Genomic DNA, 17,417 nt, shown 5'->3' on the forward strand with positions numbered 1-17,417 from the left:
GACCTACTCCCGTGCCGCCTCGCGTAAGGAGCGGATGATGCCGGAGAAGTCGGTGCCGCCCTGCCCCGCCGCCTCGAAGGCGGCGTAGATCGCCTCGGCCTGCGCGCCGAGCGGCGTCGCGGCGCTGGCACTCGCGGCCGCCTCCTGCGACAGGCGCAGGTCCTTCAGCATCAGGGCGGCGGCGAAGCCGGGCTTGTAGTCGTTGTTGGCCGGCGAGGCCGGGACCGGGCCCGGGACCGGGCAGTAGGTGGTGAGCGACCAGCACTGGCCCGACGAGGTCGAGGCGACATCGAACAGGGCCTGGTGCGACAGGCCGAGCTTTTCCGCCAGCACGAAGGCCTCGGCGACGCCGATCATCGAGATGCCGAGGATCATGTTGTTGCAGATCTTGGCCGCCTGGCCGGCACCGGCCTCGCCGCAATGCACGATTTTGCGGCCCATCCTCGCCAGGATCGGCTCGGCGCGGGCGAAGGCGTCCGGGGCGCCCCCCGCCATGAAGGTCAGGGTCGCGGCCTTGGCCCCGCCGACGCCGCCCGAGACCGGGGCGTCGAGGCTCGCCAGCCCGCGGCCGCGTGCCTTGTCGTGGGCGGCTCGGGCGCTGGCGACGTCGATGGTCGAGCAGTCGATCAGCAGCACGCCCTCGGCCACGTGCGGCAGAACCGCGTCGTAGACCGCGAGGACGTGACGCCCGGCCGGCAGCATGGTGACGACGATTTCGGCCCCCTCGACCGCGGCCTCGGCGCTCGCCGCGACCGCGATCCCGGCGGCGCGGGCGGCGTCGAGCGCCTCCGGCATCAGGTCGAAGCCCGTGACCGCGTAGCCGGCGGCGACGAGGTTGGCGGCCATCGGGCCGCCCATGTTGCCGAGGCCCAGGAAGGCGATCTGCGTCATGGCTCAGCGTTTCCTCTGTTGACGTCTAGGTCTGCGATGGGGAGGCACGATCCTCAGCCGGAGACGAGCCCCCGCGCCACGATCACCCGCATGATCTCGTTGGTACCCTCCAGGATCTGGTGCACCCGGAGGTCGCGGACGATCTTCTCGACGCCGTATTCCGACAGGTAGCCGTAGCCGCCATGGAGCTGCAGCGCCTCGTTGGCGACCCGGAAGCCGGTATCGGTGGCGAAGCGCTTGGCCATCGCCGAGCGCTGGGTCGCGTCGGGGTCGCCACGGTCGAGGGCGGCGGCGGCGCCGTAGAGGAGCGCGCGGGCGGCCTCGAGCTCGGTCGCCATGTCGGCGAGGCGGAATTGCAGCGCCTGGAACTGGTCGAGGCGCTTCCCGAAGGCCCGGCGCTCGGCCATGTAGGCGAGGCTCTTGTCGAGAGCTCCTTGCGCCCCGCCGAGCGAGCAGGCGCCGATGTTGAGCCGGCCGCCATCGAGCCCCGCCATGGCGATGCGAAAGCCGATCCCCTCCGCTCCGAGGCGGTTCTCGACCGGGACCCGGCATTCCTCGAAGATCACCGCCCGGGTCGGCTGGGCGTTCCAGCCCATCTTGCGCTCGTTCGGCCCGAAGGACAGGCCCGGCGCGTCGGACGGCACCACCAGGGTCGAGATGCCCTTCGGCCCCGCCTCGCCGGTGCGCACCATCGTCACGTAGAGATCGGCCGCGCCGGCGCCCGAGATGAACTGCTTGGCGCCGTTGAGGACGTAATGGTCGCCCTCCAGCCTGGCGGTGGTGCGGAGCGCCGCGGCGTCCGAGCCCGAGCCCGGCTCGGTCAGGCAATAGGCCGCGACCGTGTCCATCCGGCAGAGCGACGGCAGGAAGCGCTCGCGCTGGGCCGCGGAGCCGAACTTGTCGATCATCCAGGCGGCCATGTTGTGGATCGACAGGAACGCCGCCACCGTCGGGCAGCCGAGGCTCAGGGCCTCGAAGATCAGGGCGGCGTCGAGCCGGGTCAGCCCCGAGCCGCCATGCTCCTCCGCGATGTAGATGCCGCCCATGCCGAGGCCGGCGGCCTCGCGCAGCACGTCGAGGGGGAAATGCTTGCGCTCGTCCCAGTCGAGGGCGTGCGGCGCGATCCGCTCAGCCGCGAAGCTGCGCGCCATGTCGCGGATGGCGACCTGGTCCTCGGGGAGGGTGAACAGGGTCATGGCGGCTTTTCCTCCTGTTCGGATTGTCTTCGATCCAATCCCGGCCGCTCGTGAGGCGCGGGATCCCCTCTCCCGAGCAGGAGAGGGGTAGGGGCGATCGACGATCGCGCAGGGTGGCGCGCGCCCGTGCGACTCGCTGAGCGCTCAGCCAGGCCGCTCGATGATCCAGGGCCATTGCGGCCCCCGAGCCACCCTCACGCGGGATCGTCGATCCCCAGGCCCCTCTGCCGCACGGGAGAGGGAAGGACAGCCCTACTGCATCACCGGCATCGAGAACTGCGCACCTTCCTTGACACCCGACGGCCAGCGCTGCGTCACCGTCTTGGTCTTGGTGTAGAAGCGCACCGCGTCCGGGCCATGCTGGTTGAGGTCACCGAAGCCCGAGCGCTTCCAGCCGCCGAAGGTGTAGTAGGCCAGCGGCACCGGGATCGGCACGTTGATGCCGACCATGCCGACCTGCACCTTGGCGGCGAAGTCGCGGGCGGCGTCGCCGTCGCGGGTGAAGATCGCGACGCCGTTGCCGTATTCGTGCTCGTTGGGGAGCCGCAGCGCCTCGGCGTAGTCCTTGGCCCGCACCACCGACAGCACCGGCCCGAAGATCTCCTCCTTGTAGATCCGCATCTCCGGCGTCACGTGGTCGAACAGGCAGCCGCCCATATAGAAGCCGTTCTCGTAGCCCTGCATCTTGAAGGCCCGGCCGTCGACCGCGAGCTTGGCGCCCTCGTTGACGCCGATCTCGACGTAGTTGCGCACCCGCTCCAGCGCCGCCCTGGTGACGAGCGGGCCGTAATCGGCGCTCGGATCGGTCGAGGGACCGATCTTCAGGCTCTCGACCCGCGGGATCAGCTTGCTCATCAGCGCGTCGGCGGTCTTCTCGCCGACCGGCACCGCCACCGACACCGCCATGCAGCGCTCGCCGGCGGAGCCGAAGCCGGCGCCCATCAGGGCGTCGACGGCCTGGTCCATGTCGGCGTCCGGCATGATGATCATGTGGTTCTTGGCACCGCCGAAGCACTGGGCGCGCTTGCCGCTCGCGGTCGCCCGCGCATAGACGTACTGGGCGATGTCGGAGGAGCCGACGAAGCCGACCGCCTGGATGATGTCGTCGTCGAGGATCGCGTCGACCGCCTCCTTGTCGCCGTTGACGACGTTGAGGATGCCGGCCGGCAGGCCCGCCTCGATCATCAGCTCGGCCAAGCGCATCGGCACGCCCGGATCGCGCTCCGAGGGCTTGAGGATGAAGGCGTTGCCGCAGGCGATGGCGGGAGCGAACTTCCACATCGGGATCATCGCCGGGAAGTTGAACGGCGTGATGCCGGCGACCACGCCCAGCGGCTGGCGCATCGAGTAGATGTCGATGCCGGGGCCGGCGCCCTCCGTGTACTCGCCCTTCTGCAGGTGCGGGATGCCGCAGGCGAACTCCACCACCTCGACGCCGCGCTGGATGTCGCCCTTGGCGTCCGGGATGGTCTTGCCGTGCTCGCGGGCGAGCAGGTCGGCGAGGCTGTCCATCTCGCGGGCGACGAGGTCGAGGAAGCGCATCATCACCCGTGCGCGGCGCTGCGGGTTGGTGGCGGCCCAGACCACCTGCGCCTTGGCGGCGTTCTCGATGGCAGCGCGCATCTCGGCCTTACTCGCCAGCGCCAGGCGCCCGATCACCTCGCCGGTCATCGGCTGATAGATGTCGGAATACCGGCCCGAGCGGCCGGGAACGTGCTCGCCGCCGATGAAGTGCCCGACTTTGCGCGCCATGAGGGATCCTCCCTGGATCGATTGTGTTGGGGGCCACCTTGCCCTGGCGATCCCCATAGCGGAAGGGGCGTGGGAGCGGAACGGGTGTGCGCGGATGCAGGAACCGGAGGGCGGAAAAGGCGACGTGTGGGACGATTACCGCTTCGTGCTCGCGGTACACCGGGCCGGCACGGTCTCGGCGGCGGCGCGGCGGCTCGGGGTCGACCACGCGACCGTGATCCGCCGCATCGACCGCCTGGAACGGCGCCTCGGCGAGAAGCTCTTCCACCGCCGCGCCTCGGGCTATACCGCGACGCAAGCGGGGCTGGCGCTGGTCGCGACCGCCGACACGGTCGAATCGGCGATCATCCACGGCGAGGCGGCGGTCGGCCGCGCGGGGTCGCGGCTCGTCGGCACGGTGCGGATCGGCGCGCCGGACGGCTTCGGCAGCACCTTCCTGGCGCCGCGCCTCGCCGGCCTGGTCGAGCGCCATCCCGAGCTCGACATCGAACTGGTGGCGACCGCCCGCCTGTTCAGCCTCTCGAAGCGCGAGGCCGACATCGCCATCGGCCTGAGCCTGCCGCCGGAGGGACGCATCGTCGGGCGCAAGCTCACCGACTACGCGCTCAAGCTCTACGCCGCTCCGTCCTACCTCGCGCGGCACCCGCCGATCGGGAGCCGGGGCGACCTCGGCGGGCATCGCTTCATCGGCTACATCGACGAACTGCTCTACTCGCCGGAGCTCGACTACCTCCACCAGATCGCCCCGGGAGCGGGCGCCCGCCTGCGCAGCGCCAACCTCAATGCCCAGCTCCAGGCGACAGTTGCGGGTCTCGGCCTCGCGGTGTTGCCCTGCTTCATGGCGGCCGGACGGCCCGATCTGGCCTGCGTGCTGCCGGCAGAGATCACGCTCATCCGCAGCTTCTGGCTGATGATGCATGCCGACAGCCGCGACCTCGCCCGCATCCGGGCGGTGGCGGAGCACATCTACGCGGTGGTGGAGGCGGAGCGGGGGTTGTTCGCAGCGGTCGGGCAAGGGTCGAGGATTAAGGGTCGAGGATGAAGCGCGCTCGGCTTGCCGGTGCCTGAGGGGCAGCTTTCGAGCCCGGGCGATCCGTCGGCGGCGATAGCAAATCGACATCCCTGGCGAACTTTCGATGCGGTCTCGACCTCATTCCTCGCCGGATGCCCTAGCGGACAGGACGGAGCGACAGCCTGTCGTTTGTCCACAATCTGAAAAGGAACGATGCTTTATCGCGCTGCCCAGGCGAGACATACTCGGCGGGTGGATGGGCTGGGCGTTGCCCCTCTCGCCGACATGTCAGCAGGTATGGGTGTGACAGCGGGTCTACGAGACACTCAGGGCTGCTTCGATGACGCCATGACAGGCATCGATCCCGCGTTGTTCCGGCGCTTCGTCCCGGAGATCGCCCACCGCACCACGGGAGAGGTTCTGGCTCATCCGGGTTTCGTCGGCATGCGCCGACGCTACGTCGCCGACACCACGTCGCGGTATCGGATCGCCGTCTTTCCCGGGGGCTGGCAGAGCACGGTGTATCGAGCGGCCGCCCTCGGCGCGATCATCTGCCTGCACGCGGCGTTCGATCCGGCCGATCGCGCAACCTGGCCGACCCTGACGCGGCTCAAGCAGTCCTTCGCGACCCTGGACCTGTCCAGCTCACGGCAGATCGACGATTTCGTGGCCCGCCTCGTGGAGACGGGATACGTCGTCATGGAACGGCCGGAGGCGGACGGGCGCCTGCGGCTCCTGCGCCCCACCGAGACGCTGCTGGCCTGGGAGAGGGCGGTGCGGGCGTCCTATTACGGCGTGCTCGACGCCCTCTACCCGGTGCCCGGCTACGGCTTCGCCCTGGTTCAGGATCCCGGCTTCCAGAAAGCGCAGGCCGCTGCTTCGCTGACGGTGTTCGACGTCATCGGCCGCTTCCTCGCCGAGAATCGCGACATGCTGCCGTTCCACGGCATGTATCACGGCACGAATGTCCTGATGCATCTGGCGATCGACCACGAGGACGGCCAACCCAAGGCCGTGGCCGGCCTCGATGTCCTGAGGGAGGGTTACGGGGTGTCGCGCTCGCATCTCCGCAACGTCCTGACGGGGGCGGAAGCGGCCGGCCTCCTCGAATGGGCCAGCCCGAACCGCAAGGCGGTGCGCCTGACGCCGCGGGGGCTCGCCACCGTCGACCGCTTCATCGCCGACACGCTGTCGTCGCATGACCTGACCTACCGCATGGCGCTGATGCGCATGGGAGTGGATCCCGACAAGCCGCCCCCCGGATGAGCGGGGCGCCGGTCGCCGCACCCGGTGCCGCGCGCGACACTCCCGAATGACCCCGCCGACGATACCCGCGATGCCGTCCCGGCCCGTCTTGGCCGGGGCGCAGGCTCACAGGCCGAGCTGCTGGATCCAGTCGCCGAGCGTATCGTCGGGCTGCACGCGGGGCGATCCGGCGGCCCGCTCCGCGGCCGCATCCCGGGGCAGGCAGCCGAAACGCCGCTTGAAGGCGCGGCTGAAGCTCCGCTCGTCCGAGAAGCCCGCGGCGTAGGCGACGCTGGAGATGCGCGGACGCCCGTCCTCGGCCGGCTCGGTCAGGAGCCGCATCGCCTGGGAGAGCCGGCGGTTGCGGATGTAGTTCTGCACGCCGTCATCCGCGGCGAACTGGCGATACAACGTCGCCCGCGACAGACCGAAGCGGGCGCAGATCATCTCCGGCCCCAGCTCGGGGACGCCGAGGTTGTCCTGGATGAAGGCCCGCACCTTGAGGCTGACGCGCCGCTCGGCGACGCCGTCCACCGCCCAGCTCGGAAGGGCCGTGGCGCAGAGCGAGGCCGCCGCCTCCGCGAGGTTCGGGGCCTGGTGGGCGTTCAGGCCGTCGCAACTCGCCACCAGCCTCCGCAAGTAAAAGGCGAAGAGTTCCGCCCCCTTGTCCTGCGTGGTGTTGAACACGCTGCCGTGGAGGGCGCTCACGAGACCGCTGCGATTCCCGAGCAGCGCGCGGGGGAGCAGGATGTTGGTCGCCGTCACCGCGGACGAGGAGACCATGACGGACTGCGACAAGTCGTAGACCACGAAATCGGACGGGCGCACCGTGACCTCCGACCGGTCCGTCCGGATCAGGCTGCTGCCGTTCTCGTAGAACTGGATCAGCACGTGATCCAGGCCCTGGACCGCGGCCTTGCGGGACGTCCGCTCGAGCGTCTGCGCCGGCGCCGAGATCTCGCCGACCAGAACGGTGCCGAGATTGTAGCTCTGCATCGTCACCGACGGCCCGACATGCGTGTCCGGCAGCGATCCTACCTCGAAGACCGGATCGATGTGCTCCTTCCATGATTTCCAGGATTCGGCTGGATCGTCATTGGAAACAAACCGATCCACCGGAATATCAGAGGTCATAGGGGGGTCTTCGACTGCGACGGCGGCCATGAGCGACCCAGCCTCTTCCGCGCATCCGCGGGACGAGGGCCATCTGCATGTTCCGCAGCCTGTACTTGCGTGATCGAGATTGACGCAACGATATCGAGGCTCCTCCCCTCACGCAACGGAATGGTCTGACAAAATTTGCGACGAATTTATCGTCGGCCGACCGCCTGTGGTGAGACGATGTGCACACAGATTGAGACGCGCTGTGAGTTCCAGCGTCTATTGTTCAGCTATGAAGCGTCATGGGCTGGCGTGCGTGACGGTGTCGGCACGTCATGAGCACCATCTGTGATGTCCCACAGACAAAGCAAATAAACCTATCAATCAACACATGTGAATGGTCGCTCATGCGCGCGTTCGCGCTCAAATAAAACTATGCAAGAAATTTATTAAAGAATAAATACGCATGACATTAAGTTAATATATGATGATAGATATTATATTATCGACGATATATAGGTATGCTCAGCGCCATACATCTTCGAAAATAATCCTTGTTAACCATTTGTTAACCATTGTTATCACATTTTTTGCGACGTGAGGCAGGCGACGGCCTGATCTAAGCTGGAAAGGTGGTGGGTCGCGTGCCGATCAGAGTGGAACAGATGGACGAGCGGAGCCGGCGGCGCGGCGGAAGGCCGGGCTGGGCATGGCACGTCGGTGGTGCCTGCCTCGGCGTGCTCGCCGCCTTGGGCTCCGGACCGGCGCGCGCCCAGACCGCCTCGCAGATCACCCCGCCCTGGTTCAGCCCGCCGCTCCAGCGCCAGGGCGGCGCCATCCTCATCCCCGAAGGACAGGGGCCGGAGGCGCCCGCCGGCGCCGAAAACCTCTCCGTCCGGGTCCGACGGCTCGACGTCCAGGGCGGACTGCCCCCCCTCGCCGGCCTCACCGACGCCCTCCAGGCCCGTCTCTCCGGACGTGCCGTCTCCGCCGCCGAGATCTTCGCCGCCGCCCGCGAGCTCGAACAGGCCTACGCCGCCGCCGGCTTCGCTCTCGTGCGCGTCGTTCTCCCCACCCAGCAGCTGCGCGACGACGGCGACGTCCGCCTCCTCGTCGTCGACGGGATCGTCGAGCGCATCGACGTCTCGGCCCTTCCGCCGGAGATCCGCGGGCGCGTCGCCGCCATCCTCGCCCCCCTCGTCGGCACCCGCGGCCTGACGCTCACCCTCCTCGAGCGCAAGCTGCTGCTCGCCGGCGACACACCCGGCACGGTGCTGCGCTCCACGCTCGCTCCGGGCCGGGCGGCGGGCGCCAGCGTGCTCGTCGTCGAGGCCCGCTACAAGGCGGTGACCGGCTTCACCGGAATCGACAACGGGCTCGCCGACAGCCTCGGGCGCTACACCGCCTCGCTGGGATTCGACTTCAACTCCCCGACGGGCAACGGCGAGGTCCTCTACGTCCGCTCCTTCGGCCTGCCGATCACCGGCGGCAGCGCCGCCTTTCTCGGCGCCGATCCACGGAACCGGGCGCTCGCCACCGGCCTGATCCTGCCGCTCGGCACCGACGGCCTGACGCTGACGCTGGAGGCCACCGACACCCGCACCACCCCGCGCGCGCTGCCGGGCACGGTCGGCTTCGCCTCGGAATTCTCACGGTATTCGGCCCGCCTGCGCTACCCTCTGGTGCGCTCGCGCGACTTCACCCTCAACACCGAGGCCGCCTTCGACGCGCAAGAGGAGCGGGTGAACATCCGCGTCCCGGTCGAGGCACCGTTCTCCCTCGATCGGCTGCGCGTCGCCCGTGGCGCCACCGACCTCCTGTGGTTCCTGCCCACCGAGGGTGTGCTCACCGGCCGGCTCGGCGCCTCGTTCGGCCTCGACGGGCTCGGCGCGCGGAACGCCCCGCCCCTCGGCGCGACCCTGCCGGCCTTGTCCCGCCAAGGCGCGCGGCCGGAGTTCCAGAAGCTCGAAGCCGCACTGAGCTTGACCCAGCCGCTCGCCGAGCACCTGACGCTCGACGTCCGGGCCCGGGCCCAGACCTCGTTCAACCAGGCGCTTGCCCGCTCCGAGCAGATCGGCATCGCCAACCTGTCGGGCCTGTCGGCCTTCGATTCCGGCCTGCTCCAGGGCGACGAGGGCTTCGTCACGCGGGGCGAGCTGCAGTTTCCCTTCATCGTGCCGGTGACCCTGCCCTTCGGCCTGCCGTCGATCCCGGCCCTGCAGGGCAGCGGCCTGCCGCCGGCCGACCAGACGCCAGGGGCGGTGGTGCTGAGCCCGTACGGGTTCGGGGCGTACGGCCTGGTGCGCCAGCAGCTCCCGACCGCGCTCGAACGGCCGATGGTGCGCGGCCTGTCCTACGGGGTGGGCCTGCGCATCGCGGCGGCGCCGAGCTTCAGCTTCACCAACGCGGCGGTGACGGTGGAGTACGGCCGGTCCGCGCGCTCGGACCGCCTGCCCACCGACAACCGCCTGACCTTCAGCGTCGCGCTGCAATTCTGACGGCGGCGCGCCGCCGCGCGGCCACTCGCCTCCCCCCGCTCCCAGTCTTCCTGTTTCGCCCCGTCGCAGCCGTCACGGCGCGCAGGGTTTCCGAAGGATTCGGCCGTGATGCCCGTCGCCCGCCTCGCTTCCTCGCTCCTCACCCTCCTGCTCGCCTCCACGGCCCTGATCGGGGTCGCGCCCGCCCGGGCCCAAGGCCTGCCGGCCGGCGGGCAAGGCTTGCCGACCGGTGCACACGTCGTCTCGGGCGGGGTGACGATCGGCACGCCCACGGGCGGCGCGATGACGATCACGCAATCGAGCCCGTCGGCCATCGTCAACTGGCAGGGCTTCTCGATCGGGAGTCGCAACCGGGTCGACATCCGCCAGCCCGACGCGCAATCGGCGATCCTCAACCGGGTGACGGGAAACACGCCCTCGACCATCGCCGGGCAGCTCAACGCCAACGGCCAGGTCTACCTCGTCAACCCGAACGGCATCACCATCACGCGGTCCGGCCAGGTGAATGCCGGGGGCGGCTTCGTCGCCTCGACGCTCGGGATCGCGGACGAGGACTTCAAGGCCGGGCGGCGCCAGTTCCGCGGCTCGGGCGCCTCGGCCAAGGTGACGAACCACGGCACCGTGACGGTGGGGCGCGGCGGCTACGCGGCCCTGATCGGCGGCCGGGTCTCGAACAGCGGCCTGATCACGGTGCCGATGGGCAAGGTGGGCTTAGGGTCCGGCGAGCGGGCGACGCTCGATCTGTCGGGCGACGGCTTCCTCCAGGTCCAGGTCCCGACGAACGCGAAGGGCCGCGGCGCGCTGGTCTTTCAATCCGGCACGATCTCGGCGGATGGCGGCAGCGTGGTGCTGTCGGCGGCCGCCGCGCGGGACATGGCGCGCCAGGCGGTCAACCTGTCGGGCACGGTCGAGGCGCGCACGGTCTCGGGGCGGAACGGCAGCATCACGCTCTCGGGCGGCGATGGAGCGGTGGCCATCGGCGCCAAGGCGCGGCTCGACGTCTCGGGCATCGGCGCGGAGAGCGGCGGCCGGGTGCGGGCCGGCGGGCGCCATCTCGCCGTGGCGGGGCGGATCGACGCCTCGGGAGCCAGGGGCGGGCGGGTGAGCCTGCAGGCGAGCGAGACGGCGGACCTGTCGGGGCTGGTGCTGGCGCAGGGCACGACCGGCCCTGGCGGCCGGGTGACGGCGACGGCGCCGGACCTGTCACTGCATTCGGCGCTGATCGACGCCTCGGGGGCGACCGGGGGCGGCACGGTGCGGATCGGCGGCGGCCGCCAGGGCGCCGGGGGGCTCGCGCATGCGCGCACGCTGGAGGTCGATGCCGTCAGCGTCGTCCGGGCCGACGCGACCGGGCGCGGCCGGGGCGGCGACGTGGTGCTGTGGTCGGATTTTGCGACCCGGTTCTCCGGCACGATCTCGGCCCGCGGCGGGGCCGCTGGCGGGGATGGCGGCGAGGCCGAGGTGTCCTCGAAGGGCGTGCTCGCCTACGCGGGCTTCGCCGACCTGACCGCCGCGAGGGGCCGCCTCGGCACGCTGCTGCTCGACCCCTACAACATCACGATCTCGTCCGGCACCGACACCAACCAGGCAGGCTTCACCGCCACCGGCACCGACAGCGTGATCAACAGCACCACGCTGCTGACCGCGCTCGGGCGAGCCAACGTCACGGTCTCGACCGGGACGGGCGGATCGCAGGCCGGCACGATCACGCTCGCCGCCGGCACGCCCCTGTCCTGGAACACCGGCGCGACGCTGACGCTGCAGGCGGCCGGCGCCGTGACGCTCAACGGCAGCGTGACCGCGCCGGCGGGCGGGCTGACGATCGCGGCCGGCACCGGCACCTCGACGGCCACCGCCGACATCTCCGTCGCCCGTTTCACCCTCGCCTCGGGCACCTGGGCGCAGAACACGGCCACGCTGCCCGCCTTCGCGACGGGCGACTTCCGGGTGGCCGACGGCGCGAGCTTCCTGCGGGTGGCGGGGGGCGCGGGCACCTCCGCCGATCCCTATCGGCTCGCCGACATCTACGGCGTGCAGGGCATGGGGACCTCGGCCACCACCCGCGCCGCCTCCTACCGGCTCGCCGGCGCCATCGACGCATCCGGCACGGCCGGCTGGAACGGCGGCCTGGGCTTCAGCCCGGTCGGCAAGGACGGCGCGGCCTTCACCGGCAGCCTCGACGGGGCGGGATTCGCGATCGGGGGCTTGACCATTGCCCGACCGAGCCAGAACCATGTCGGGCTGTTCGGCTATCTTGCCGCCGGCGCGACGGTCTCGAACATCGGCATCGTCGGCGGCAGCGTCACAGGCCGCTACTACGTGGGCGGGCTGATCGGCCAGAATGCCGGCACGGTCAGCCAGGCCTATGCCACCGCCAGCGTGACCAGCACCTTCTCCGACGCGGGCGGTCTCGTCGGCGGCAACAACGGCATCCTCCGTCAATCCTACGCTACCGGCAGCGTCAACGGCGTCGACAGCACCGGTGGGCTGGTCGGCTCCAACGTCTCCGGCACGATCGACCGGGCCTATGCCACCGGAAGCGTCAGCGGCCGCAACTCCGTGGGTGGCCTCGTCGGCTACAGCAACAGCGACGTCAGCCAGGCCTACGCCACCGGCCCCGTCTCCGGTTCCGGCAACAGCATCGGCGGCCTGATCGGCTATTACGGCGGCGGCACGCTGAGCGCGACCTACTGGGACACGCAGAGCACCGGCCGCTCGAGCGCCACCGGCAGCGGTGCCGTAGCGGGGGCCACCGCTCTGACCTCGGCCCAGGCGCGCAGCCAGGCCGGCTACACCAACGCCAACGATTCCAGCCAGAACTTCGACTTCGGCACCGTCTGGTACCAGGCCCGCGACCTGCGGCCGATCCTGCGCAGCGAGGCCGCCGCGGCCGACGCGAACGGCGTGATCGCGGTGTCGAACCTGCACCAGCTGCAGCTGATGGGCGTGAACCTGTCGGGCACCTACCGCCTGACGGCCAACATCGATGCGAGCGCGACGAACAGCACGGAAGCGTCGCCCGGCATCTTCGGAGCGGGCGGCTTCGTGCCGGTCGGGACGGGCGGCAACGGCTTCACCGGCAGCCTGGACGGGGCGGCGCGCACGATCAGCGGCCTGACGATCAACCGGCCGAGCGAGAGCACGATCGGCCTGATCGGACTTCTCGATGGCGGCAGCGTGAGCCGGCTCGGCCTGACCGGCAGCAGCATCACCGGTGGCTTCAGCGATATCGGCGGGATGATCGGAGTGATCAGGAACGGCCGCGTCGATCAAGCCTCCGCCGACGGCACCGTCGTCAGCACCCTCGGGGGCGGGGGCGGCGGCTCCGTGGGTGGATTGTCGGGCGGCAACGTCGGCGGCACGATCACCCGATCCTTCGCCGCCGGCAGCGTCACCAGCCCCGGCGACTACGTCGGCGGGCTGGTCGGCTACAACAACGGGACGATCAGCCAGTCCTACGCCACCGGCAGCGTCACCGGCAACAGCTACAGCGTCGGCGGCCTGATCGGCCATAGCGACGGCACGGTCAGCCAAGTCTACGCCACCGGCCCCGTGGGCGGCACCGCCTTCTACGCGGGCGGCCTGATCGGCGAACTGGGCAGCCCGCTGAGCGCCGCCTACTGGGACACCCAGACGACCCTGCAGGCGAATGCCGCCGGCACCGTGAGCGGCGCCTTGGCCGGAACCGCAGGCCGCACCACGGCGCAGATGCAGGATCTCGCCGCCTTCCAGACGAACTTCGCCGGGTTCGACTTCACCAACGGCTGGACGCCGCCCAACCAGGCCGGCCAGGGCGGCCAGGGCACCGCCTACTACCCGCAGCTTGCCAGCCTCTCGCGCGTCCTCACCGTCACGCCGACCACCAGCCGCGCCTACGGCGACGCCAATCCGGGTTTGATCGCTTCCTATTCCGGGGTGCGGCCCGGCGACTTCGTGACGACGCTCGGCAGCCTGACCACGAGTGCGACGGCGACGTCGAATGTCGGCACCTACGCCGCCACGGCATCGGGCGCCGCCGTGACCGGCAACACTTATCGCGTCCTTTATTTGCCCGGCTCGCTGACCATCGACCCGCGCCCGGTGACAGTGACGGCCGACACGCAAGGCCGCCTCTACGGCGAAGCCAACGCGCCGCTGACCTTCACGACCACGTCACTCGGTGCAGGCGCTGCCTTGTCGGGCACGCTCGCGACGGCTGCCACGGCGACCTCGAATATCGGCAGCTACGCGATCACTCAGGGTTCGCTGACCGCGGCCACCAACCCGAACTACGCCATCACCTACGCCGGGGCCAACCTCGTGGTGGCCCAGCGCCCGGTGACGGTCACCGCCACGGGCCAGTCCCGCCTCTACGGCGATGCCAATCCGAGCCTGAGCTTCACCTCGACCTCGCTCGGCGCAGGTGCGGCCTTGTCGGGCACGCTCGCGACGAGCGCCACCGCCACCTCGGACGTGGGCAGCTACGCCATCACCCAGGGCACGCTGACCGCCGCTGCCAACCCGAACTACGCCCTGACCTATGCGGGGGCTAACCTCGTGGTGGCTCAGCGCCCGGTCACGATCACCGCCACAGGTCAGTCCCGCCTCTACGGCGATGCCAATCCGAGCTTGAGCTTCACCTCGACCTCGCTCGGCGCAGGTGCGGCCCTGTCGGGCACGCTCGCGACGGCTGCCACGGCCACCTCGGACGTGGGCAGCTACGCCATCACCCAGGGCACGCTGACCGCCGCCGCCAACCCGAACTACGCTCTGACCTATGCGGGGGCTAACCTCACGGTCGCCCAGCGCCCGGTGACGGTCACCGCCACGGGCCAGAACCGCCTCTACGGCGATGCCAATTCACCGCTGACTTTCGCCAACACCTCGCTCGGCGCTGGCGCAGCCCTATCCGGCACTCTAGCCACCACGGCCGCGGCGACGTCGGACATCGGAAGCTACCCCCTCACGCAGGGCTCGCTCACCGCCGTCGCCAATCCGAACTACGCCCTCACCTACACCGGGGCCAGCATCGTGGTGGCCCCGCGTCCGGTGACCGTCACCGCTACAGGCCAGACCCGCCTCTACGGCGACGCCAACCCGAGCCTGAGCTTTACCTCAACCTCGCTCGGCGCAGGCGCGGCCCTGTCGGGCACCCTGGCTAGTACCGCCACGGCCGCCTCGGATGTCGGAACCTACGCCATCACGCAAGGCTCGCTGACCGCCGCCGCCAACCCGAACTACGCCCTCGCCTACACCGGGGCCAACCTCGTGGTCGGCCAGCGACCGTTGACGGTGACGGCGGACGCGCGGTCTCGGGTGTATGGCGACGTCAATCCGGCTCTGACCTATCAGGTCGGCGGGGGGGGCCTGGCCAACGGTGACCGGCTCTCGGGCAGTCTGGCTACGGCTACCGATGTTGGTAGCGCGGTCGGGGCCTATCGTATCGGCCAGGGCAGCCTGGCGGCCACCGGCAACTACGCGATGAACTATGTCGGGGCCGACCTGACGGTCACCGCCAGGCCGCTGACCCTCACGGCCGATGCTCAGTCCCGCGTCTACGGCGAGGCCAACCCGGCTCTGACTTACACGGTCGGTGGACGCGGCCTCGTCAACGGCGATGCCCTCACCGGCGCCCTCACAACGACCGCCGCCACCAGCAGCAGCGTCGGCACCTATGCCATCGGCCAGGGCAACCTGGCGGCCTCGCCGAACTACGCGGTGAGCTACGTCGGGGCGGATCTGGCGGTCACCGCCCGGCCGCTCACCGTCACCGCGGATGCGCAGTCCCGCGTCTACGGCGAGGCCAACCCGGCTCTGACTTACACGGTCCGTGGGCGCGGCCTCGTCAACGGCGATGCCCTCACCGGCGCGCTCACAACGACCGCCGCCACCGGCAGCAGCGTCGGCACCTATAGCATCGGCCAGGGCAACCTAACGGCGAGCGGCAACTACGCCATGAGCTACGTCGGGGCGGATCTGGCGGTCACCGCCCGGCCCTTGACCATCACAGCGGACACGCAGTCGCGCGTCTATGGCGACGCCAATCCGGTCCTGTCCTACAAGATCGATGGGCGCGGTCTCGTCAACGGCGATGCCCTCACCGGCGCCCTCACAACGACCGCCGCCACCGGCAGCAGCGTCGGCACCTACGCCATCGGCCAGGGCAACCTGGCGGCCTCGCCGAACTACGCGGTGAGCTACGTCGGAGCCGACCTGGCGGTCACCGCCCGGCCGCTGACCCTCACCGCGGATGCGCAATCCCGCATCTACGGCGACGCCAACCCGGCTCTGACTTACACGGTCGGTGGACGCGGTCTCGTCAACGGCGATGCCCTCACCGGTGCGCTCACAACGACCGCCGCCACCGGCAGCAGCGTCGGCACCTATGCCATCGGCCAGGGCAGCCTGGCGGCCTCGCCGAACTACACAGTGAGCTACGTCGGGGCCGACCTGGCAGTCACGGCCCGGCCCATCGCCCTCACGGCTGACGCGCAGTCCCGCGTCTACGGCGAGGCCAACCCGACCCTGTCCTACCAAGTCGGGGGAAGGGGCCTAGCCAACGGCGACAGCCTCTCCGGGGGGCTGAGCACCACGGCCGCCGACGCACGCAGCGCGGTCGGCACCTACAGCATCGGCCAGGGCAGCCTGGCGGCGAGCGGCAACTATACAGTGAGGTACATTGGGTCGGATCTGGCGGTCACTGCGCGTCCGATCACCGTCACGGCCGATACTCAGTCTCGCGTCTACGGCGACACCAACCCGGCTCTGACTTACACGGTCGGTGGGCGCGGCCTCGCCAACGGCGATGCCCTCACCGGCGCGATGACAACAACCGCCGCCACGGGCAGCAGCGTCGGCACATACAGCATCGGCCAGGGCAGCCTAGCGGCCTCGCCGAACTACACAGTGAGCTACGTCGGGGCGGATCTGGCGGTCACCGCCCGGCCGCTCACCGTCACGGCTGACGCGCAATCCCGCGTCTACGGCGACGCCAATCCGACCCTGTCCTTCCGCGTCGCCGGGCGCGGCCTCGCCAACGGCGATGCCCTCACCGGTGCGCTCACAACGACCGCCGCCACGGGCAGCAGCGTCGGATCCTACGCCATCGGCCAGGGCAACCTGGCGGCCTCGCCGAACTACGCGGTGAGCTACGTCGGAGCCGACCTCGTCGTCACCGCCCGACCGCTGACCGTCACGGCCGATGCCCAGTCCCGCGTGTACGGCGACGCCAATCCGGCTCTGACTTACACGGTCGGTGGGCGCGGCCTCGTCAACGGCGATGCCCTCTCCGGCGCCCTCACAACGACCGCCGCCACCAGCAGCAGCGTCGGCACCCACGCCATCGGCCAGGGCAACCTGGCGACCTCGCCGAACTACGCAGTGAGCTACGTCGGAGCCGACCTGGCGGTCACCGCCCGGCCGCTGACCCTTACCGCGGATGCGCAATCCCGCGTCTACGGCGATGTCAACCCGACCCTGTCCTACCAAGTCGGCGGAAGGGGTCTGGCCAACGGCGACAGCCTCTCCGGGGGGCTGAGCACCACGGTCGACGCACACAGCGCGGTCGGCACCTACAGCATCGGCCAGGGCAGCCTGGCGTCGAGCGGCAACTATGCAGTGAGGTACATTGGGTCGGATCTGGCGGTCACTGCGCGTCCGATCACCGTCACGGCCGATACTCAGTCTCGCGTCTACGGCGACACCAACCCGGCTCTGACTTACACGGTCGGTGGGCGCGGCCTT

Annotated in this window: 8 protein-coding genes; 4 read left to right on the top strand and 4 right to left on the bottom strand. The window is 70.2% G+C overall.

Annotated elements, in window-relative coordinates; genetic code table 11:
* Nucleotides 1-3: 3 nt before the first annotated feature.
* The 3 genes from mmsB to FF100_RS25340 form a co-directional block, all read right to left on the bottom strand.
* Nucleotides 4-891 (bottom strand): 3-hydroxyisobutyrate dehydrogenase, encoded by an 888-nt coding sequence (mmsB, locus tag FF100_RS25330; RefSeq protein ID WP_139038539.1) that lies wholly within the window; start codon nucleotides 889-891, stop codon nucleotides 4-6.
* 53 nt (nucleotides 892-944) lie between these two features.
* Nucleotides 945-2,087 (bottom strand): acyl-CoA dehydrogenase family protein, encoded by a 1,143-nt coding sequence (locus FF100_RS25335; RefSeq protein ID WP_139038540.1) that lies wholly within the window; start codon nucleotides 2,085-2,087, stop codon nucleotides 945-947.
* Nucleotides 2,088-2,339: 252 nt separating this feature from the next.
* Nucleotides 2,340-3,839, bottom strand: coding sequence for a CoA-acylating methylmalonate-semialdehyde dehydrogenase (locus FF100_RS25340; RefSeq protein ID WP_139038541.1), 1,500 nt, complete (start codon nucleotides 3,837-3,839; stop codon nucleotides 2,340-2,342).
* 94 nt (nucleotides 3,840-3,933) lie between these two features.
* Here FF100_RS25340 and FF100_RS25345 point away from each other — a divergent pair, with 94 nt between their 5' ends.
* Both FF100_RS25345 and FF100_RS25350 read left to right on the top strand, forming a co-directional pair.
* Nucleotides 3,934-4,881, top strand: coding sequence for a LysR family transcriptional regulator (locus tag FF100_RS25345; RefSeq protein WP_139038542.1), 948 nt, complete (start codon nucleotides 3,934-3,936; stop codon nucleotides 4,879-4,881).
* 318 nt (nucleotides 4,882-5,199) lie between these two features.
* The gene (locus tag FF100_RS25350; RefSeq protein WP_139038543.1) at nucleotides 5,200-6,117 is read left to right on the top strand and encodes a hypothetical protein; all 918 of its coding nucleotides are present in this window, start codon (nucleotides 5,200-5,202) and stop codon (nucleotides 6,115-6,117) included.
* A 105-nt stretch (nucleotides 6,118-6,222) separates the two neighbouring features.
* Here the strand turns inward: FF100_RS25350 and FF100_RS25355 are convergent, their stop codons facing one another.
* Nucleotides 6,223-7,230 carry a helix-turn-helix domain-containing protein gene (locus tag FF100_RS25355; RefSeq protein ID WP_171070322.1) on the bottom strand — a complete coding sequence of 336 codons (1,008 nt, stop codon included), beginning with the start codon at nucleotides 7,228-7,230 and terminating at the stop codon, nucleotides 6,223-6,225.
* A 632-nt stretch (nucleotides 7,231-7,862) separates the two neighbouring features.
* On the opposite strand from FF100_RS25355, the gene FF100_RS25360 reads away from it, so the two are divergent.
* Both FF100_RS25360 and FF100_RS25365 read left to right on the top strand, forming a co-directional pair.
* A complete protein-coding gene (locus FF100_RS25360) occupies nucleotides 7,863-9,695 on the top strand; it encodes a ShlB/FhaC/HecB family hemolysin secretion/activation protein (RefSeq protein ID WP_139038545.1) in 1,833 nt (610 codons plus the stop codon).
* Nucleotides 9,696-9,803: 108 nt separating this feature from the next.
* A partial coding sequence (locus FF100_RS25365) for an MBG domain-containing protein (RefSeq protein WP_139038546.1) occupies nucleotides 9,804-17,417 on the top strand: 7,614 nt, incomplete at its 3' end.

The organism is Methylobacterium terricola, from assembly GCF_006151805.1.
GTDB lineage: Bacteria > Pseudomonadota > Alphaproteobacteria > Rhizobiales > Beijerinckiaceae > Methylobacterium > Methylobacterium terricola.